Genomic DNA, 18,337 nt, shown 5'->3' with positions numbered 1-18,337 from the left:
TTCGTCGGGCAACAATGGCTACTGATTTTAAATTACTATTTTTTAAGTGTTGTACTTGTATTATTCGGTTTTATCCAGGATATCCATCAAAAGCCGTAACAACCGGCGGCTGGCCGGTAAACTTCTCTGCCCAGACCAGCGAATTATTTGCCGCACAGCCGTTTGCGAGGCGCGAAGACGGGATATCCATCGTCAGCACGTTAACGGCCCCGTTTTTACACAGCTGATTTTCGTCGAGATCGGGCCACGCGCCCTGATGAATGCAAACCACGCCTGGCCTGATGCCGTCCGTAACCTGAGCACCAACCAATACCTGCCCACGAGCGTTCCAGACGCGAACTAAATCACCATCTGCGATGCCGCGCGCTTTTGCGTCATCCGGGTGTAGCGTGATGGGTTCTCGCCCGGCAACAGTGTATTGGTCGCGCAGCGCGGCATAGTTGAGCTGGCTGTGCAGGCGGTGAGCCGGATGCGAGGAGAGCAGCTGAAGCTGGCCGGACTCGGCGTTGCCCTGCCACTCATCAGGGGCCAGCCAGCTCGGATGCGGAGGACAATCCTCATAGCCAAAGCTTGCTATGCGCTCGGAATAGATCTCAATTTTACCGCTCGGCGTTTTCAGCGGGTTCGCCTGAGGATCTTCCCGGAAGGCGGCGAAGCGAATAAATTCTGCATTTTTCGCATTTTCCGGCATTTCTATCAGCTGGTTAGCTTCCCAGAATTCACTGAACGCTGGCAGCGTAATGTGCTGTGCGGCTCCCCGCTGGCGAGCTATCTCATAAAAGCTTTCCAGCCATTCAAGTTCACTTTTACCTTCGTTAAAGCGCAGTTTTCCGCCCGCTTCCCATATTTCGCTCAGTTCGGCGAAAATATCGAAATCGTTACGTGCTTCGCCCTGGGCCGCAACAACCTGCTTCATCGGCACCAGATGCTGGTTGCTGTAATCTCCGGTCATCGTCATGTCGTTGCGTTCAAACGAGGTGGTTACCGGCAGCACGATGTCGGCGTGCTTAGCTGCCGCCGTCCAGAAGCATTCGGAGATGACGATAAACTCAGGCTTTTGCCATGAGGCAGCCAGGCGATTAGTGTCCTGATGATGGGTAAAGTTGCTGCCGCCCGCCCACCACAGCATGCGAATATCCGGGAAGGTGTACTGCCGACCGTTGTGCTGATAAACGCCACCCGGATTCTCCAGCGCCTCGACAATGCGCGCCACCGGTATTTTATCTACCGCGTCGGTTCCCCCGGGCAGAGAGCCTTGCAGCGAACCGAGAACCGCCGCGCTGCGGGTTGGGTTGCCGCCGTTAGCAAAGTGGTAGGAGAGGCCGAACCCGCCGCCCGGCGTGCCTATCTGGCCCAGCATTGCCGCCAGCGTCACCAGCATCCAGTGTTTCTGCTCGCCGTACTGCTGGCGCTGCATGCCCCAGCCCGCCATCAGCATGGTGCGCTGGCCGCTGAACAGCGTCGCCAGCTTCTCGATTTTCTCTGCCGGAATGCCGCATATTTCTGCCGCCCAGGCCGCGCTTTTCGGCGTGCCGTCGCGGGTGCCAAGCAGATAGGCTTCAAACTTGTCGTAGCCGGTGGTGCAGCGTTGCAGGAACTCAGTATCGTGCTTATTAAGCGCGACGAGCGTATGGGCGATGCCAAGCATCAGCGCCACGTCGGTGCCCATATGCGGCGCAATCCAGTCTGCATGCTCGCCAAAAAAATCCACGGTTTCGGAGCGCATCGGGTCGATGGCAATAATGGTTTTTCCGCTGTTTTTGAGCTGCTCAAAAAACTTCACGCCCTGCTCGTCGCTGGCGTTCCATGCAATTTTTAATGTATTTAGCGGATTAGCGCTCCACAGCACCACAACTTCGCTGTTCTCAAGCAGCAGCGGCCAGCTGGTCTGCTGCTGATAAACCTCACTGGAGCCGACGACATAGGGCATGATCACCTGCGCGGCGCCGGTAGAGTAGTCGCCTGAGTGCCCGGTGTAGCCGCCCGCCAGGCTCATGTAGCGCTGAAGCAGGGTGGAGGCTTTATGCAACACGCCGTTAGAGCGCCAGCCATAGGAACCGGCAAAAATCGCCGCCGGGCCGTAGCTCTCCCTGATGCGTTTATGCTGCCGGTGGATAAGTTCAAGGGCCTCATCCCAGCTGATGCGCACATACTCGTCCTTTCCTCGAATGCCCTGTGGGCTATCCGGGGAGACCAAAAATCCTTTTCGCGCCATCGGAAACGCCACTCGCGCTTTGCTGTGTACCTGGTCCGGAACAGCCGTTTGTAACGAGTTGAGGTGGCCGGTTTCCAGCGCTCCGCGCGAGCTATAAACCCGCTTGCCGTCGGTTTCAACCAGCATCGGCCCCCAGTGCGCGGCGGTGAGAATCTGTTTGCGTGAAGAAGATGAGTTTGCCAATTTGGGCTCCGCGTTTGCAGGTGGTGGGCTGCGCCCACGCATATTATTTACAACTATCAGAATACTTCCCGGAATTTTCTACACGATCCGCCGTCATAATCAATCGCCGATATCGTATACGGCCAAGGATTCATAAGGATTGAAGGAAAGAAGATGAAAAAACGCGTCATGATTATGGCTGCCGTGGTTTGCGGCACCTTAGCGGTTTCAGGCTGCACCACTAACCCTTACACCGGCGAAAGCCAGGCGGGCAAATCCGGCATCGGAGCAGGGATTGGTTCGCTGGTGGGTGCGGGAGTCGGCGTGCTCTCTTCGTCGAAAAAAGATCGCGGCAAAGGCGCTCTTATTGGCGCGGCGGCCGGTGCGGCACTGGGCGGCGGCGTGGGTTATTACATGGATGTGCAGGAGGCGAAACTGCGCGACAAAATGCGCGGAACCGGCGTCAGCGTGACCCGTAACGGCGACAATATCGTGCTGAATATGCCGAACAACGTTACCTTCGACAGCAGCAGCGCGACGCTGAAGCCCGCAGGCGCGAATACCCTGACCGGCGTTGCGATGGTGCTGAAAGAATATCCGAAAACGGCGGTAAACGTCGTGGGCTATACCGACAGCACCGGCAGCAACGAGCTGAACATGCGTCTTTCTCAGCAGCGTGCTGACGGCGTAGGCAGCGCGTTGATTACCCAGGGCGTGGACGCCAGCCGCGTTCGCACTTCCGGCGCTGGCCCGGCGAACCCTATCGCCAGCAACAGCACTGCCGAAGGCAAAGCGCAGAACCGCCGGGTAGAAATCACTCTTAGCCCTTTGGGTTAAATTGAATCCGGCGGTGGGCCTGGCAACAGCAAACCCGCCGCCGGGAGCCGCTACCCTGCTGGTATTTTTAGTAGTGGTAGCGGCAGGCTACGATAATCAGGCGATCTTCTTTAACGGTATAAACCAGCCGATGCTCTTCATCTACGCGGCGTGACCAGAAACCTGCCCAGTTAAATTTCAGCGGCTCAGGTTTGCCCAGGCCCTGAAACGGCGTTCGTTTGATATCTTTAATGAGATCGTTAATGCGCTTCACCCTTCTTTTATCGCTGGCCTGAAACCAGAGATAGTCCTCCCAGGCCTGACGGTGCCAGCAGAGGATCATTCGATAAGGTCTCGTTCTGTATACCGATCGTTATTGATATCTTCTATGGCCTGATTCAGACGCGCGGCGTTGGCCGGAGAACGCATCAGATAAGCCGTCTCCTCCAGAGAGTTATATTGCTCTTCACTAAGTAGCACGCAGTTGCCTCCATTCTGTCGGGTGATCAGGACTGGTGCCCGATCGTCTATTGCATTTTGCATGGTATCTGCCAGCTCCTGCCGAGCTTTACTGTAGGTGATTGTGCGCACGGAAACCCCCGGGATGTACAATATTTCCACCAGTATATAATCTATACAGATATTGTACAGCTTTGAGTACAATGCGCCGCCGTAAACACTCTATTCCTTCTCGACTTCCGATCACAGTCTTTGTTTTTAATTCAGGAACCAGGCTCGCAAACTATTGTGCTAAATCGCATTTATTTTCTGGAGATGCAGATATAAGCTGATAAAAAAACCGGCAACAGAGTGCCGGTTTTGTTGATGATAACGTCGCGTAAAAATTACTGCGGATAAGGCACCCAGTCGCCGCCGCTGAGCCGAACATACGGCTTATCCTGGTATTTCAGCACCACCGCCGTGGCGTTTTCAGAGACCGGCGCGGTTTGCGGCAGGTTGCCGGTTAACGCATTCCAGTCCACCTGGTCTGCCACGAAATTTTTGCCGTCAACCGAACGGGAAACCAGCTCCGAAATGGCCAGATAACTGCTCGGCTGGCTGATTTCGATAGCCTCTCCCTGATGCGGAGCCTTCATCCCAACAAATTTTACGCCTGCCGGAACGTGGGTGATGTCCGGGCTCGGGATGTCACGCAGGCCGGAGACCTGCATTTTATCGCCTTTCAGCGCCGCGCCGTGCTCTGGCACAATCACTACCATCACTTTGCGGTCCGACTTTTCAAGCTCGGTCAGGAACGAGTCCAGCTCGTCAAACAGCTTTTGCGCCCTGGCTTTATAGTCGGCGGTTTTGCTATTGCCCGGATAATGGTTGCCATCGTGCAGCGGCACCAGATTATAGAAGGTGGCGGTACGCGGGTTAGCGCCGTCGTTCTGTTCGCCCTGCAACCAACGATGTAGCACCGCCGTGTCGTCATAAATTTGTGAGCCATCGAAGGCGAGCAGCCCGCTCGGCAGCCCGCCCTGGTCCATCAGCGGAACCTGAACGCCGCCGTACTCACGGACTTCTTTCAGGAAATCACCGAACACGCCGTTATGATCCATTATCAGCTGCTGTTTAAAGCCCAGACGGGCAAGATCATCAAACAGATAGCACTGATTACCGGCAGGCTCGTAAAGCCCTTTATGAGAAGACTGGCCGCAGCTGGCACGCAGCAGGCGAATAGCCGCCGGGCCGCTGTAGGAGGTGGCCGAGTTAAAGTTTTTGAAAAGAATATCGAAGTGTTTCCACAGAGGGTGTGAATCCAGGCCGACCGCTTCAATGTCCGACCATGAAAGCGAGCAGATATTGATTATCAGCAGCTCAAAAGGCTGAGCGTCCGCGGGCAGCGCGTCCGGGAATTTGGTCTGCCGTTTGGCTTCGCCGGCATAAAAACTGTTCAGCCAGGCGGTAATGTTATCGCTGGTGGGAGGGGCGGTCTGTGCCGGAATGTCGCCGGGCACCGGAGCCGGAGCCGCACCGGAAGCTGCCGGTGCGCCGGTATTAACCGAAGCAGTAGTTTGTGCGGCGGAAGGCAGCAGGGAGATAGCTGGCCCGGCCACGGTTAACAGGTTAAGCCAAACCAGAATTGCGACCACAAATACCGTCACGCGCAGCCATTGTGAGACAAAAAGCCAGGCAACCAGCAGCACAAAGGCGGCACCTATCATCTGCCAGTTAATAAACCGGGTAACCAGGTCAACGAGATAGGCAAAGCTAAAACCGGCGACCTGCGATCCCTGGCTAATAATGCTGTCGGGGCCGGGCAGCCAGGTATCGTGCCAGAACAGCCCGATACCGATGGGCAGCGCTATCCAGTTACGCAGCTTGTGGAGGTTAATCGGCGGCAGCGGGAACAGTAAAAAGGCGAGAAAGACCAGGTTCGCCAGCGGGTGAAAATTGAGATAGCCGGTCCACAGCAGCCCAAATTTCAGCAGAAAGTAGTAGTTCCAGCCGCCCAGCCCGCGCCAGTATTGCCGGAAAGATGCGAGCTGTTTTGCCGTTTGAGCGTGATTAGTCATGTTGGTGGTCTGCCTTGACTGAAGCCCGGCGCAGCGTTCCGGCCGGTTTGACGTAGCGTGGTTTTAGAAACATTAACCGTACTGAATTGCTCAGCCGGGGAAGCCAGCGGTGGGCGGTGTAGCCCAGCGGGATAAAGATAATCGCGCAAAGCACAACCAGCTGAATGATGTCGGTGATATTCATCATGATGTTTGCTCCCCGGAGGTATCATCAAGCAGGGTGATTGCGGTGGGCTGGCGGCGCCAGCCGTGGCCCTCGCGGCTTACCTGAGGCACGGCATTTTGGTTGAGGGTTGCGGCAAGAGGTTTAGCCCATTTTTCCGGGCGCATGGCCTGCATCTGTAACACCTCCGCGGCTATCTGGCCGTCTTCGTACCACACCATGCGGTTGGTGAAGATATCGTTAACCGGCAGCGGGAAGATATGGTTCAGGGCGGTATCGAGATCGTTAATACGGCAGAACGAAAGGAACAGCACCAGCCGGTTTTCGCCGAGCGTGACGATATCGCCCATGCGGTTTGGGCGGCACAGCGTAAGCGCCTGTTCAACGCGTAGCCCCGGTACCGGGCGCAGGGCAACCATTACGCCCTTACCGTCCTGGGGCAGCAGCGAGTTATTCATCAATGCCGCTATGCCGTTGCAGAACGTTTCCCAGGGCTGGTAGCCGCGCAGTTTTAACGGCTGCATCTGGTCGATGAGCACGCCAATTTCTTCCGGTACGTGGCGGGTAAATTTAACGCCCTGAATGCTTTCTATCATCGTCAGGCAGCGGGAGAGCGGCGCGTTCCACGGAATGATAAGCGTAGCCCCGCAGCCGAGCATCAGGCGTTCGTCCGTGGCGCGCAGGCTGGCATGATTTTCACGTACGATAAGCTTCAGCGCGCTACCTCGCTGGCGGCGCAGGGCGTGGATTTGCCGGGCAATGCTGTTTATTTGGCTGTTTTGCGTCAGGGAAAAAATGATTGTCGCCGCCTGGGCGCTTCTCGCCGCTTCAAACAGCTGCTCGTTATTTTCAAACAGCTGCCAGTTTTCGGACAGGGCGGGTGCGCCTTCCAGCACGGCAATATGGCTCATCACCCGCTTTTCATCGCTGCGGGGCTGAGGCGTATTTTCAACGTTTTCCACCACCTGCCAGCTTTGCTTATGCCACTGTACATCGAGCTGTTGATCGGCGGTCACCCCTTTTTCGTTGCACCAGAAGGCAACGTCATAGCGGTGAATGTCCGTTTGCGCCCGCAGGCTGGCAAGGCCGGACAGGCTGCGGTGTTCGTTAATTAATAACGAAAACTGTTTGTCGATATTATTTCCAACATTCACAAACAGCAGGCTGCAATTGTGGCGCTTTGTCCATCGCCCAATAGAATGAATCCAGCGAAGCAAAGAGGCGCTGGGTATATTTTCCCAGACATTATCTGAACTCAACAGGATAAATAAATAATTTTTCGGATTAACGCTACACATTAAATCCTGGGGCATGCAGTTTAGACCATTATAAGAATTTGGCATGGAAAAAAGATCAATTTTTTTGGGGCCGTGAAGTGCGTCCAGTTTTATTATCTTTTTGGGCTTTTCTCCCATCGTAATAACCGCAATGTTATCCTGCTCTTTTTGCTTTGAAATGGTTTGATTAATCAGGGTGATGGCGTCATCTCTGCGCCCCACATCAAGCCACCAGACTCCACCGGTCGGCATGTGGCTTAATTCGTCCCACAAAGATGTAATGCCAAGCGAGAATATGGGTTCCATGACTTTCACCTGGGTATAAATTTAGTATACATGTCAATTTACTAGCGCACGTTGAGAAATAAATCTACCCTTAAAAATAAATCTCACCCGCTTTAGTATTGTAAATCACACTGCATTTTCTGCATCTTTGTCTTTAATTGTTGATAACAATGATTTGCCTGAGGATGGTAGGGGTAATGTCCGAGAATGAAACTGATGATGTTCAGGAGGGTAAACTTGTGTATGCCTTCCAGAATGATTTTCTGGCGCTAAGCAAAGCTTTTTCGATACCTGAAATAGATTACACAGATATCTCTCAGCGAGAGCAACTGGCGGCGGCAATTAAGCGCTGGCCGCTGCTGGCGGAGTTAACGCAACAATAGGGAGTGTGCCTGATGGCGGTCATTGGGTTACAGGGGTTGCGCGGTGGAGTAGGAACCACCTCTATCACTGCGGCGCTGGGCTGGTCATTGCAGCAGCTTGGGGAGACGGTGCTGGTGATTGATACCTCGCCGGATAACCTGCTGCGCCTGTTTTTTAATATTGATTTCGCCAACCCTCAGGGCTGGGCGCGCGCCATGCTGGATAATCAGGACTGGCGTAAAAGCGCGTGGCGCTATACCAGCCATCTGGACGTGCTGCCGTTTGGCAAGCTTAGTCCGGCGGAGCGTGAGACCTTCTCCTCGGTAGAAACCGCATTGGGCCAGTTCAGCCATTACCTTGCCGACCTGAAAGAAAGCCAGCGCTACCGGTGGATTCTGGTAGACCTGCCGCACGGGTTTGAAGCCCTGACGCGCCAGCTGCTTAGCGAAACGGACAGCGTGCTGACGGTAGCCAAGCCTGACTCCAACTGCCATACCCGTTTACACCAGCAAGCCCTGCCTCAGGGCGCGCATTTGCTGGTGAACTATTTGCTGGTCGCCAGCCAGCTCCAGGACGATATCTATCAACTCTGGCTGCAAAGCCAGCGCGCGATGATCCCGATTATTCTTCACCGCGATGAGGCGATGGCCGAAAGCGCGGCGGTGAAACAGCCTCTGGGGGAATACCGCCCGGACTCGCTCATCGCCGAAGAGATGATGACGCTCGCCAACTGGTGCCTGCTGAATCTGCCTGGGAAGGATATATGAGCAGCATAGCGTCGTGGCTGTTGCTCCCCGCTGCCAGCCAGCGGCTGGGGGAACGCTATCTCACTTTTCGCCGCAACGGCGCTCCTCCGTTTAGCGCCGCGCTTGGCTGCCTGTGGCTGATTGTGGCCTGGTGCCTGTTGCCGCTGGAGGGAGAGCGCTGGAGCCGCGTCCGCGACGAACACCACAGGCTTTATCCCCACATCAACCCCAATAAACCGCGCCCGCTGGACTTCCTGCGCTACGGTATTCAAAGCGCCTGGCTGCTGCTGTTTTCTCAGCGGCGGATTGGGCGCCCACGCCTGCGCTCATTCGGCCGTATGCAGGCATGGCGCGAGAGCTGGCACGGCTGGCTTGATAAACTCCCGGAAAGCTTTAGCCAGAAGACTCAGCACCTCGAAGATGAGAAAGAGCTGGGGCATATCAGCGATACCGCCCGACGCATTATTCTCGGCGTTATCGTCGTGTTCTCCTCCGTTCTGGCGCTGTTGTGTATTACCCAGCCGTTTAACCCGCTGGCGCAATTTATCTTCCTGATGCTGCTGTGGGGCGTGGCCCTGCTGGTGCGTCGCCTGCCGGGGCGCTTCTCTGCCCTGATGCTGATAGTGCTGTCGCTCACCGTCTCCTGTCGCTACATCTGGTGGCGCTACACCTCGACCCTGAACTGGAACGATCCTGTCAGCCTGGTGTTTGGCCTTGTCCTGCTGTTCGCCGAAACCTATGCCTGGCTGGTGCTGGTGATGGGCTATTTCCAGGTTGTCTGGCCGCTTAACCGCCAGCCCGTGCCGATGCCGAAAGATATCAACACCTGGCCGGTGGTGGATATCTTTGTCCCGACCTATAACGAAGACTTGCACGTCGTGAAGGGCACGATTTATGCCTCGATGGGTATCGACTGGCCGAAGGACAAGCTCAATATCTGGATCCTGGACGACGGCGGTCGGGACGAGTTTAAGCAGTTTGCCGATATGGTCGGGGTGAACTACATCGCCCGTACCACTCATGAACATGCTAAAGCCGGGAATATTAATAACGCCCTGAAGCACGCCAAAGGCGACTTTGTGGCGATTTTTGACTGCGACCATGTGCCGACACGCTCGTTCCTGCAACTGACCATGGGCTGGTTCTTCAAAGAGAAACAGCTGGCGATGATGCAGACCCCGCACCACTTCTTCTCCCCGGATCCGTTTGAACGCAACCTCGGGCGTTTTCGCAAAACGCCTAATGAAGGCACGCTGTTTTATGGCCTGGTGCAGGACGGAAATGATATGTGGGACGCCACCTTCTTCTGCGGCTCCTGCGCCGTTATACGCCGCGGGCCGCTGGATGAAATTGGTGGGATTGCGGTCGAAACGGTTACCGAAGATGCCCACACTTCTCTGCGCCTGCATCGCCGGGGTTATACCTCTGCCTATCTGCGCATCCCGCAGGCGGCGGGCCTGGCGACGGAAAGCCTCTCGGCGCATATTGGGCAGCGTATTCGCTGGGCGCGGGGCATGACGCAAATCTTCCGCCTGGATAATCCGTTCTTCGGCAAAGGGCTGAAGTTCGCCCAGCGGCTCTGCTACGCCAACGCCATGTTCCATTTCCTCTCCGGGGTGCCGCGGCTCATCTTCCTGACCGCACCTCTGGCGTTTCTGCTGTTCCACGCCTACATCATTTATGCCCCGGCGATCATGATTGCCCTGTTTGTGCTGCCGCACATGATCCACGCCAGCCTGACCAACTCGAAAATTCAGGGCAAATACCGCCATTCTTTCTGGAGTGAAATCTACGAAACGGTGCTGGCGTGGTACATCGCCCAGCCGACCCTGGTGGCGCTGTTTAACCCGCATAAAGGCAAGTTCAACGTTACCGCAAAAGGCGGTCTGGTCGAGAACGAGTATGTGGATTGGGTCATCACCAGGCCGTATCTGATGCTGGTTCTGATAAACCTGCTCGGCGTGGTTGTGGGCGCGTGGCGTTTCTTCTACGGCCCTGAAAATGAAGCGCTAACGGTGGTCGTCAGCCTGCTGTGGGTGTTCTACAACCTGATAATCCTTGGCGGCGCGGTGGCGGTTTCAGTTGAGAGCAAGCAGGTCAGGCGGGCGCACCGCGTTGAAATAGCCATGCCTGCGGCGCTTGCCCGTGAAGACGGGCACCTGTTCCCGTGTACGGTTCATGACTACTCCGACGGCGGCGTGGGGATCAAAATTCATGGGCCTGCTCAGGTGCTGGAAGGGCAGAAGATCAACCTGCTGCTGAAGCGTGGCGCGCAGGAATATTTCTTCCCGGCGCAGGTGGTCCGCGTGTTTGGGGATGAAGTCGGCCTGCAGCTGGCTCAGATGACGACCCGGCAACATATTGATTTTATCCAGTGTACTTTTGCCAGGGCCGATACATGGGCGCTGTGGCAGGACAGTTTCCCCGAGGATAAGCCGCTGGAAAGCCTGCTGGATATTCTCAAACTTGGCTTCCGGGGCTACCGCCATCTGGCGGAGTTTGCCCCGCCGTCTTTGAAATTTATTTTCCACGCCATCACCGCGCTGGTGGACTGGGTTGTGTCATTTATTCCGCACAACCCGGTCGCTAAACCGGCAAAAACTGCAATGGCCTAACTTTGATGAAAACGCGATGAAAAGAAAAATATCCTGGTTTTGCGCAGCGGCGGTAGGCATGAGCGCCCTGCCTGTTACAGCGGTGAATGCGGCTGATGCGACGCCGACCCCAACGGTGCCGACGGTGGCTACGGCAAACCAGGCGGCGGTGACGCCTGCGCCTGCTCAGACGGAGGCGCTAATACCGGCTACTCCGCCGGATGCTGCGGCTCAGGTGGGGCAAGTGCTGCCGGGCGTGACCGGAGCAAATGCGCCGATCGTCGCCGAAAACATCCCTTCGCGCGATGTAAAACTGAATTTCGCACAAATCGCGCCGCCGCCGGGAAGTATGGTGCTACGCGGCGTCAACCCGACCGGCTCGGTCGAGTTCGGCATGCGCAGCGATGAGGTGGTGTCCAAAGCCCTTCTGAACCTTGAGTACACGCCTTCTCCGGCGCTGCTGCCCGTGCAGTCGCAGCTGAAGGTTTATCTTAACGACGAGCTGATGGGCGTTCTGCCTGTGACCAAAGAGCAACTGGGCAAGAAAACTTTCGCCCAGGTGCCGATTAACCCGCTCTACATCACCGACTTTAACCGCGTGCGGCTGGAGTTTGTCGGTCATTATCGCGATATCTGTGAAAACCCGGCCAGCACCACATTGTGGATGGACGTCGGGCGCAGCAGCTCTCTGGCGCTGACCTACCAGCGGCTGGAGGTGCAAAACGATCTGTCGCACTTCCCGATACCCTTCTTTGACCCGCGCGACGACCGCCCGCTGACCCTGCCTTTTGTTTTCGCCGCCAGCCCGGATATAGAGCAGCAGCGTGCCGCCGGGATTGTGGCCTCATGGTTTGGCTCCCGCACCGCCTGGCGGGGCCAGAGCTTCCCGGTATTGTATAACCAGCTGCCGGACAGCAACGGCATCGTGTTTGCCACCAACGACAAGCGGCCCGACTTCCTGCGTGACCACCCGCCGGTGAAAGCGCCAACCGTTGAAATGATTAACCATCCGGGCAACCCGTATATCAAGTTGCTGGTGGTCTTTGGCCGCGATGATAAGGACCTGATCCAGGCGGCCAAAGGTATCGCTCAAGGGAATATTCTGTTCCGGAGCAGCAGCGTCACCGTTGACGACGTGAAGCCGCTGCTGCCGCGCCAGCCATACGACGCGCCAAACTGGGTACGAACCGACCGGCCTATTACCCTCGGTGAGCTAAAAACCTACCAGGAGCAGCTTCAGTCCAGCGGGCTTGAACCTGCCGCTATTAACATCACGATGAATCTGCCGCCGGATCTCTATCTGCTGCGCAGCAACGGTATCGATCTGAACCTGAAATATCGCTATACCGCACCGGCGATGAAGGACAGCTCGCGCATGGACATCAGCCTGAACAACCAGTTCCTGCAATCGTTCAACCTGACGCCGAACGAAGAAAATAACAAGCTGCTGCTGCGCCTGCCGGTGTTACAGGGGCTGCTGGACGGCAAAACCGATGTGGCGATCCCGGCTTTGCGCCTGGGTGCCGCCAATCAGCTGCGCTTTGACTTCTCGTACATGAACCCGATGCCGGGTGGCTCAATTGAGAACTGTATTACCTTCCAGCCGGTGCAGAACCACGTTGTGGTTGAGGACGAGTCGACCATCGATTTCTCCAACTACCACCACTTTATCGCGATGCCGGACCTGCGCTCGTTTGCTAATGCGGGCTTCCCGTTCAGCCGCATGGCCGATCTGTCTCAAACTATCGTGGTCGTAGGCAAAACGCCTGAACCGGCGCAGATGACCGCCCTGCTGGATACGCTCGGCACCCTTGGCTCCCAGACCGGGCTTCCGGCGCTGAATGTCGATTTGACCGATGACGGCAGCGCTATTCAGGGCAAAGATGCCGATATCATGATAATCGGCTCTATTCCGCCGGGCCTGAAGGATGATAAACGCATCGATCTGCTGGTCGAGGCGGCGCAGAGCTGGGTGAAAACGCCGGTTCGCCAGTCGCCTCTGCTGAGTGCGGTTTCTGACCCGAACGATCGCGTGGCCGATATACAGACCACGGTATCCTCCGCCGGCCCGATGGCCGCTATTGTTGGATTCCAGTCACCGTATAACGACCAGCGCAGCGTTCTTGCTCTGCTGGCTGATAGCCCGCGTGGTTATGAGTTGTTGAACGGCGCGTTAAATGACAGCGGTAAGCGAGCGGCAATTTCGGGCTCGGTTGCGGTGATCCGCGAGTCCGGGGTGAATAGCCTTCGTGTAGGTGATATTTACTATGTCGGCCATTTGCCGTGGTTCGAGCGTATCTGGTACGCGCTGTCTAACCACCCGGTTCTGCTGGCGATTTTCGCGGCAATAAGCGTGGTGCTGCTGGCCTGGGTGCTGTGGCGAGTGCTGCGTATTCTTAGCCGCCGCCGTATCGACCCGGAAGACGAGTAATTGCCATGAGATTAAGGTCTGCGCTGCTAATGGCCGGGCTGATGTTGATAGCCGTCAGCGGGCGGGCGGCCTGTAACTGGCCCGCCTGGGAACAGTTCAGGCAGAACTATATCAGTGACCAGGGAAGGGTTATCGACCCGAGCGACGAGCGCAAAATCACCACCTCCGAGGGGCAAAGCTATGCGCTGTTTTTTGCCCTGGTCGCCAACGATCCTGACATGTTCGACAGGCTATTGCGCTGGACCGAGAACAACCTCGCAGAAGGGGCGCTGAAAGCCCATCTTCCCGCCTGGCTGTGGGGAAAGAATGAAAAGGGTGAATGGACGGTGCTGGACAGCAACTCTGCCTCGGATGCCGATATGTGGATAGTCTGGAGCCTGCTGGAGGCCGGAAGGCTGTGGAAAAAGCCCGATTATATCCGCCTCGGCGAGCAGTTGCTCAAACGCGTCGCCAAAGAGGAAGTGGTCAAAATCCCGGGGCTCGGTTTTACGCTGTTGCCCGGTAAAGTCGGCTTTAATCATGCCCCTGCATGGCGGCTGAACCCAAGCTACCTTCCGCCGCAGGTGTTGCAACGCGTTGTTCGCTATGAAGGGCCATGGCCCGCCATGAGAGCCGCAAACCAGCGTTTGCTTCTGGAAACGGCCCCCAAAGGCTTTTCGCCAGACTGGGCCAGCTGGCAACAGGGTAAAGGCTGGCAGTTTAATGAAGATGACAGCCGCTACGGCAGCTATAACGCTATTCGCGTGTATCTCTGGGTCGGCATGATGGCCGATAACGATCCGCACAAGGCACTGCTGCTCAAACGGTTCCAGCCGATGGCCGACCTTACGACGAGGCAGGGCGTGCCGCCGGAAAAAGTTGATGTGCAAAGCGGCATTGCCCGGGGCAACGGGCCGGTTGGGTTCTCTGCCGCCATGCTGCCCTTTTTACAGGACGGCAATGCGCGTGAGGTCCAGCGCCAGCGGGTAAACGATAACTTTCCGCAGGCGGATGCCTACTACAGCTTCGTCTTAACGCTCTTTGGTCAGGGATGGGATCAAAAACGTTTTCGCTTTAATTCTCTGGGTGAATTACTCCCAGGCTGGGGGCAGGTATGCGCAGGTTCTCATTAAGTTTTGTCGCCCTCTCGCTGGGCATAGCGCTGACACCGGCGGCCCAGGCCGCGTTGACGCCTCAGCAGCAGCTACTTGAGCAGGTGCGGCTTGGCGAGGCCAGCAAGCGCGAAGATATTGTGCGCCAGTCGCTTTACCGGCTGGAGCTGATGGCGCCTGACGACCCGGACGTTATTGCCGCCCGTATGCGCTACCTGCTGCGCCAGGGTGACAACGCCGGAGCGAAAAAACTGCTCGACCGGCTGGCAAAGCAGGCGCCGGACTCCGACGAATACAAACAGTCGCAAACCACCATGATGCTGACCGGTGCAGAAGGCCGCCAGCAGCTACAGCAGGCGCGTTTGCTGGCGACCAGCGGGCATACCGATGAAGCTATCGCGGCTTACGAAAAGTTGTTTAACGGCAACCCTCCGGCTGGCGACCTGGCGATTGAATACTGGACGCTGATGGCCAGGCGGCCCGGCGGCGTTAATCAGGCCATTGATAAGTTAAAAGCGCTGGATGCGGCAGCGCCGGGCAACGCCGAGCTTCGGGGAAGCCTTGCGCGGCTGATGTTTGCCAACGGCCGCAGCGCCGAGGCGTATCAAATTCTGGAGCAGATGGCGAAGTCTGATATCAGCCGTGAAGATGCCGCGACGCTTTGGTACAACCAAATAGACAGCCTTCCCGCAGGGCCGATAAGCGTTGCCGCCCTGCAGCGCTTCCTGACCGTTTTTAGCGATGGAGATACGGTGACCACCGCCCGTGCGCGGCTCGAGCAGCAGGAAAAACAGCTGGCTGACCCTGCATTCCGCGCCCGCGCCCAGGGGCTGGCGGGGGTAAGCAGCGGCGGTGGGAGTAAAACTATCGGGCAGCTGAAAGAGGCGTTAAGTGCTAAGCAAAACGACAGCGAGGTTGTGGGCGCGCTCGGGCAGGCTTATTCCCAGCAGGGCAACCGCGCCCTGGCGGTACAGCAGTTCCAGAAAGCCATTCAGATGGACCCTGACAGCGACAATCGCGGCAAGTGGGACAGCCTGCTAAAAACCAACCGTTACTGGCTGCTTATCGAGCAGGGGGACGCCCTGCTGAAGGCTAATAATCCTGATGCAGCACGCCTCAAATACCAGCAGGCGCAGTCGGTTGATAACACCGACAGCTATGCGGTGCTGGGCTTTGGCGATGTGGCCGTCGCCAAAAAAGATGACGCCAGCGCCGAACGCTATTACCAGCAGGCTCTGCGGATGGATCGCGGCAACAGCAACGCGGTTCGCGGTCTGGCTAATGTCTACCGCCGCCAGTCCCCGGAGCGGGCTACGGCCTATATTCAAAGCCTGTCGGCCAGCCAGCGCCGCAGTATCGATGATATTGAGCGCAGTATTACGGGCGAGCGCCTTGAACAGCAGGCCAGCGCGCTGGAAAGCCAGGGGCAGTGGGCGAGGGCCGCGCAGGTGCAGCGTCAGCGTTTGCAAATGGATCCGGACAGCGTGTGGATAACTTATCGCCTGGCAAACGATCTTTATTCTGCGGGGCAGCATAGCGAGGCCGATGGCCTGATGCGCGGGCTTGCTCAGCGTAAGCCGGACGATCCTGAACAGGTTTATGCCTACGGGCTTTATCTGTCCGGAAATGATAATGATGCGGCGGCGCTCAGCCATCTCGATACGCTGCCAAAAGCGCAGTGGAACGACAATATCCAGGAGCTGGCGAGCCGGTTGCGGTTCAACGAGGTGATGCAAACGGCGAATCGCCTGCGGGATGGCGGCAAAGAGCCAGAAGCTATCGCGTTGCTACGCCAGCAGCCGGTTTCCGACCGCGTAGACCTGACTCTGGCAGACTGGGCAGCAGAGCGCGGTGACCGCGCTGAGGCTAAAAATCAGTATCAAAAAGTGTTGCAGCGCTCTCCGGCAAACGATGATGCCCTGCTCGGGCTAACCGAGGTGCTGATTGCCAATGGCGATAATGTTCAGGCCCGTGCGCAGCTGGCGAAACTGGAGCAGGTTCCGACGGCAGAAGCACCGACAATCAATACCCAACGGCGGGCAGCCAACGCGTGGGCCGCGCTTGGCGACAATAGCAGGGCTGAAAAAACCTTTGCGCCTATTCTGGCAAGTGCTAAACGGCAGCCGCCTTCCATGGAAAGTGCGCTGGTGATGCGTGATGCCGCAGGCTTCCAGGCCGCGAACGGCCAGCCACAGCAGGCGCTGGAAACCTATAAAGATGCGATGGTTGCATCGGGCGTTACCGACAAACGCCCGACGGATAACGACAGTTTTACCCGCCTGACCCGCAACGATGAGAAAGACGACTGGCTGAAGCGCGGGGTGCGTAGCGATGCCGCTGACCTTTATCGTCAGCAAGATGTGAACGTTACCCTCGACCATGAATACTGGGGATCCAGCGGTACGCCGGGCTACTCTGACCTGAAAGCACATACTACGATGCTGGAAGTTGATGCTCCGCTAAGCGACGGGCGAATGTGGTTCCGTACCGATATGGTAAACATGGATGCCGGGTCGTTTAAAGATGGCGGCGCGGGCTACCATGAGCGCTGGGGGACCTGTAACGAACATACCTGCCACGGTAACACCAACCAGAGCGCCAACGGCGCAAGCCTGGCGGTGGGCTGGAAAAATAACACCTGGCAAACGGATATCGGCACTACGCCGCTAGGTTTTGACGTTGTTGATGTTGTCGGCGGCATTAGCTACAGCAACGATCTCGGCCCGTTTGGCTACACCGTTAATGCTCACCGGCGGCCCATCTCCAGCTCGCTGCTCTCTTTCGGCGGGCAGCGCGATCCGAATACCAATACCGTATGGGGCGGCGTGCGTGCCACGGGGGGCGGGCTTAGCCTCAGCTACGATAAAGGTGAAGCGAACGGCGTGTGGTCGAGCCTGAGCGCGGACTCGCTGACCGGTAAAAACGTTGCCGATAACTGGCGTGTACGCTGGATGACGGGTTATTACTACAAGCTTATCAATGAGAATAACCAGCGCCTGACCGTTGGCCTCACCAATATGGTCTGGCACTACGAAAAAGATCTCAGCGACTATTTCCTCGGCCAGGGCGGCTATTACAGTCCGCAAAAATACCTCTCGTTTGCCGTGCCGGTAATTTGGCGCAAGCGTACGGAGAACTGGTCCTGGGAGTTGGGCGCTTCCGGCTCGTGGTCTTATTCCCACAGTAATGCGGGCCGACGCTACCCTCTCCCTGATTTAGTGCCGAACGATCTAAGTCCTTTGCCCAGAGGCAACCCCGTGGGCTACCCGGATCGCAACGAGCCTTTCGCCGCCAGCAGCAGCAACGGCTTTGGCTACACCGCCAGGGCGCTGGTGGAGCGCCGTATCAGCTCGCACTGGTCAATCGGTGCCGGGTTTGATATTCAACAGGCCAAGGATTACACCCCAAGCCATGCGCTGATTTTTGTTCGCTATTCAATGGGGGGATGGCAGGGTGATATGGATATGCCGCCGCAGCCGCTGGTGCCTTATGCGGACTTCTGATTAACGGCTTATGAAGGTGGCGGGATTGCTCTTGTCGCCTGCTAATTCGGACGAAACTCAGCCGGTTTTGCCGGTAAAAGCAGAATTACCCGATTATCCTGCCGCCAGGATTAAAACCTGTGACAATGCAGTATACTCTGCGGGCATAAGAATATCCTGATGCCGGGCGTGG

Annotated in this window: 13 protein-coding genes; 7 read left to right on the top strand and 6 right to left on the bottom strand. The window is 56.9% G+C overall.

The window, feature by feature from the left end:
• Positions 1 to 70: 70 nt before the first annotated feature.
• Positions 71 to 2,440 (bottom strand): molybdopterin guanine dinucleotide-containing S/N-oxide reductase, encoded by a 2,370-nt coding sequence (locus tag HMPREF0201_RS20770; RefSeq protein ID WP_209420415.1) that lies wholly within the window; start codon positions 2,438 to 2,440, stop codon positions 71 to 73.
• A gap of 111 nt (positions 2,441 to 2,551) precedes the next feature.
• Between HMPREF0201_RS20770 and HMPREF0201_RS20765 the strand changes: the two genes are divergently transcribed.
• A complete protein-coding gene (locus HMPREF0201_RS20765; RefSeq protein ID WP_016538737.1) occupies positions 2,552 to 3,214 on the top strand; it encodes an OmpA family lipoprotein in 663 nt (220 codons plus the stop codon).
• A gap of 67 nt (positions 3,215 to 3,281) precedes the next feature.
• Here HMPREF0201_RS20765 and HMPREF0201_RS20760 read toward each other — a convergent pair whose 3' ends face one another.
• From HMPREF0201_RS20760 to bcsE, 5 genes are all read right to left on the bottom strand, one after another.
• Positions 3,282 to 3,536, bottom strand: coding sequence for a Txe/YoeB family addiction module toxin (locus HMPREF0201_RS20760; RefSeq protein ID WP_016538736.1), 255 nt, complete (start codon positions 3,534 to 3,536; stop codon positions 3,282 to 3,284).
• Entirely contained in the window at positions 3,533 to 3,784 is a 252-nt protein-coding gene (gene yefM, locus HMPREF0201_RS20755) for a YoeB-YefM toxin-antitoxin system antitoxin YefM (RefSeq protein WP_039899469.1), read from the bottom strand. Before yefM ends, HMPREF0201_RS20760 begins: the two co-directional genes overlap by 4 nt.
• A 254-nt stretch (positions 3,785 to 4,038) precedes the next feature.
• Positions 4,039 to 5,712: a cellulose biosynthesis protein BcsG gene (gene bcsG / locus HMPREF0201_RS20750; RefSeq protein WP_016538734.1), complete on the bottom strand. Its 1,674-nt coding sequence runs from the start codon at positions 5,710 to 5,712 to the stop codon at positions 4,039 to 4,041.
• Positions 5,705 to 5,896, bottom strand: a complete 192-nt coding sequence (gene bcsF / locus HMPREF0201_RS20745) for a cellulose biosynthesis protein BcsF (protein ID WP_244878537.1) — start codon at positions 5,894 to 5,896, stop codon at positions 5,705 to 5,707. Before bcsF ends, bcsG begins: the two co-directional genes overlap by 8 nt.
• Positions 5,896 to 7,458, bottom strand: a complete 1,563-nt coding sequence (bcsE, locus tag HMPREF0201_RS20740) for a cellulose biosynthesis protein BcsE (protein WP_016538732.1) — start codon at positions 7,456 to 7,458, stop codon at positions 5,896 to 5,898. Before bcsE ends, bcsF begins: the two co-directional genes overlap by 1 nt.
• A gap of 176 nt (positions 7,459 to 7,634) precedes the next feature.
• On the opposite strand from bcsE, the gene bcsR reads away from it, so the two are divergent.
• Genes bcsR through bcsC form a run of 6 tightly spaced genes read left to right on the top strand, consistent with a single transcriptional unit; the run spans position 7,635 to position 18,165 of the window.
• Positions 7,635 to 7,820 (top strand): cellulose biosynthesis protein BcsR, encoded by a 186-nt coding sequence (gene bcsR / locus HMPREF0201_RS20735; protein WP_039898950.1) that lies wholly within the window; start codon positions 7,635 to 7,637, stop codon positions 7,818 to 7,820.
• A 12-nt stretch (positions 7,821 to 7,832) separates the two neighbouring features.
• Positions 7,833 to 8,567, top strand: a complete 735-nt coding sequence (bcsQ, locus tag HMPREF0201_RS20730; protein ID WP_016538730.1) for a cellulose biosynthesis protein BcsQ — start codon at positions 7,833 to 7,835, stop codon at positions 8,565 to 8,567.
• A complete protein-coding gene (gene bcsA, locus HMPREF0201_RS20725) occupies positions 8,564 to 11,161 on the top strand; it encodes a UDP-forming cellulose synthase catalytic subunit (protein ID WP_016538729.1) in 2,598 nt (865 codons plus the stop codon). The genes bcsQ and bcsA overlap by 4 nt, the downstream gene beginning before the upstream one ends.
• A gap of 16 nt (positions 11,162 to 11,177) precedes the next feature.
• A complete protein-coding gene (gene bcsB, locus HMPREF0201_RS20720) occupies positions 11,178 to 13,571 on the top strand; it encodes a cellulose biosynthesis cyclic di-GMP-binding regulatory protein BcsB (RefSeq protein ID WP_016538728.1) in 2,394 nt (797 codons plus the stop codon).
• Positions 13,572 to 13,576: 5 nt separating this feature from the next.
• Positions 13,577 to 14,683 (top strand): cellulose synthase complex periplasmic endoglucanase BcsZ, encoded by a 1,107-nt coding sequence (gene bcsZ, locus HMPREF0201_RS20715; RefSeq protein ID WP_039898949.1) that lies wholly within the window; start codon positions 13,577 to 13,579, stop codon positions 14,681 to 14,683.
• On the top strand, positions 14,665 to 18,165 hold the full coding sequence (bcsC, locus tag HMPREF0201_RS20710) for a cellulose synthase complex outer membrane protein BcsC (RefSeq protein WP_016538726.1): 3,501 nt from the start codon (positions 14,665 to 14,667) through the stop codon (positions 18,163 to 18,165). The genes bcsZ and bcsC overlap by 19 nt, the downstream gene beginning before the upstream one ends.
• The last annotated feature ends 172 nt before the right edge of the window (positions 18,166 to 18,337 follow it).

Origin of the sequence: Cedecea davisae DSM 4568, assembly GCF_000412335.2 — a bacterium.
Taxonomy (GTDB): Bacteria; Pseudomonadota; Gammaproteobacteria; order Enterobacterales; family Enterobacteriaceae; genus Cedecea; species Cedecea davisae.
Note: the sequence above shows the minus strand (reverse complement) of the source record. Positions and strands in the feature narration are given on the sequence as shown.

Coding starts and splice junctions, on each gene's coding strand:
- HMPREF0201_RS20770 (WP_209420415.1), bottom strand. CDS start 2,440: ATGCGTGGGCGCAGCCCACCACCTGCAAACGCGGAGCCCAAATTGGCA.
- HMPREF0201_RS20765 (WP_016538737.1), top strand. CDS start 2,552: ATGAAAAAACGCGTCATGATTATGGCTGCCGTGGTTTGCGGCACCTTA.
- HMPREF0201_RS20760 (WP_016538736.1), bottom strand. CDS start 3,536: ATGATCCTCTGCTGGCACCGTCAGGCCTGGGAGGACTATCTCTGGTTT.
- bcsG (WP_016538734.1), bottom strand. CDS start 5,712: ATGACTAATCACGCTCAAACGGCAAAACAGCTCGCATCTTTCCGGCAA.
- bcsF (WP_244878537.1), bottom strand. CDS start 5,896: ATGAATATCACCGACATCATTCAGCTGGTTGTGCTTTGCGCGATTATC.
- bcsE (WP_016538732.1), bottom strand. CDS start 7,458: ATGGAACCCATATTCTCGCTTGGCATTACATCTTTGTGGGACGAATTA.
- bcsR (WP_039898950.1), top strand. CDS start 7,635: ATGTCCGAGAATGAAACTGATGATGTTCAGGAGGGTAAACTTGTGTAT.
- bcsQ (WP_016538730.1), top strand. CDS start 7,833: ATGGCGGTCATTGGGTTACAGGGGTTGCGCGGTGGAGTAGGAACCACC.
- bcsA (WP_016538729.1), top strand. CDS start 8,564: ATGAGCAGCATAGCGTCGTGGCTGTTGCTCCCCGCTGCCAGCCAGCGG.
- bcsB (WP_016538728.1), top strand. CDS start 11,178: ATGAAAAGAAAAATATCCTGGTTTTGCGCAGCGGCGGTAGGCATGAGC.
- bcsZ (WP_039898949.1), top strand. CDS start 13,577: ATGAGATTAAGGTCTGCGCTGCTAATGGCCGGGCTGATGTTGATAGCC.
- bcsC (WP_016538726.1), top strand. CDS start 14,665: ATGCGCAGGTTCTCATTAAGTTTTGTCGCCCTCTCGCTGGGCATAGCG.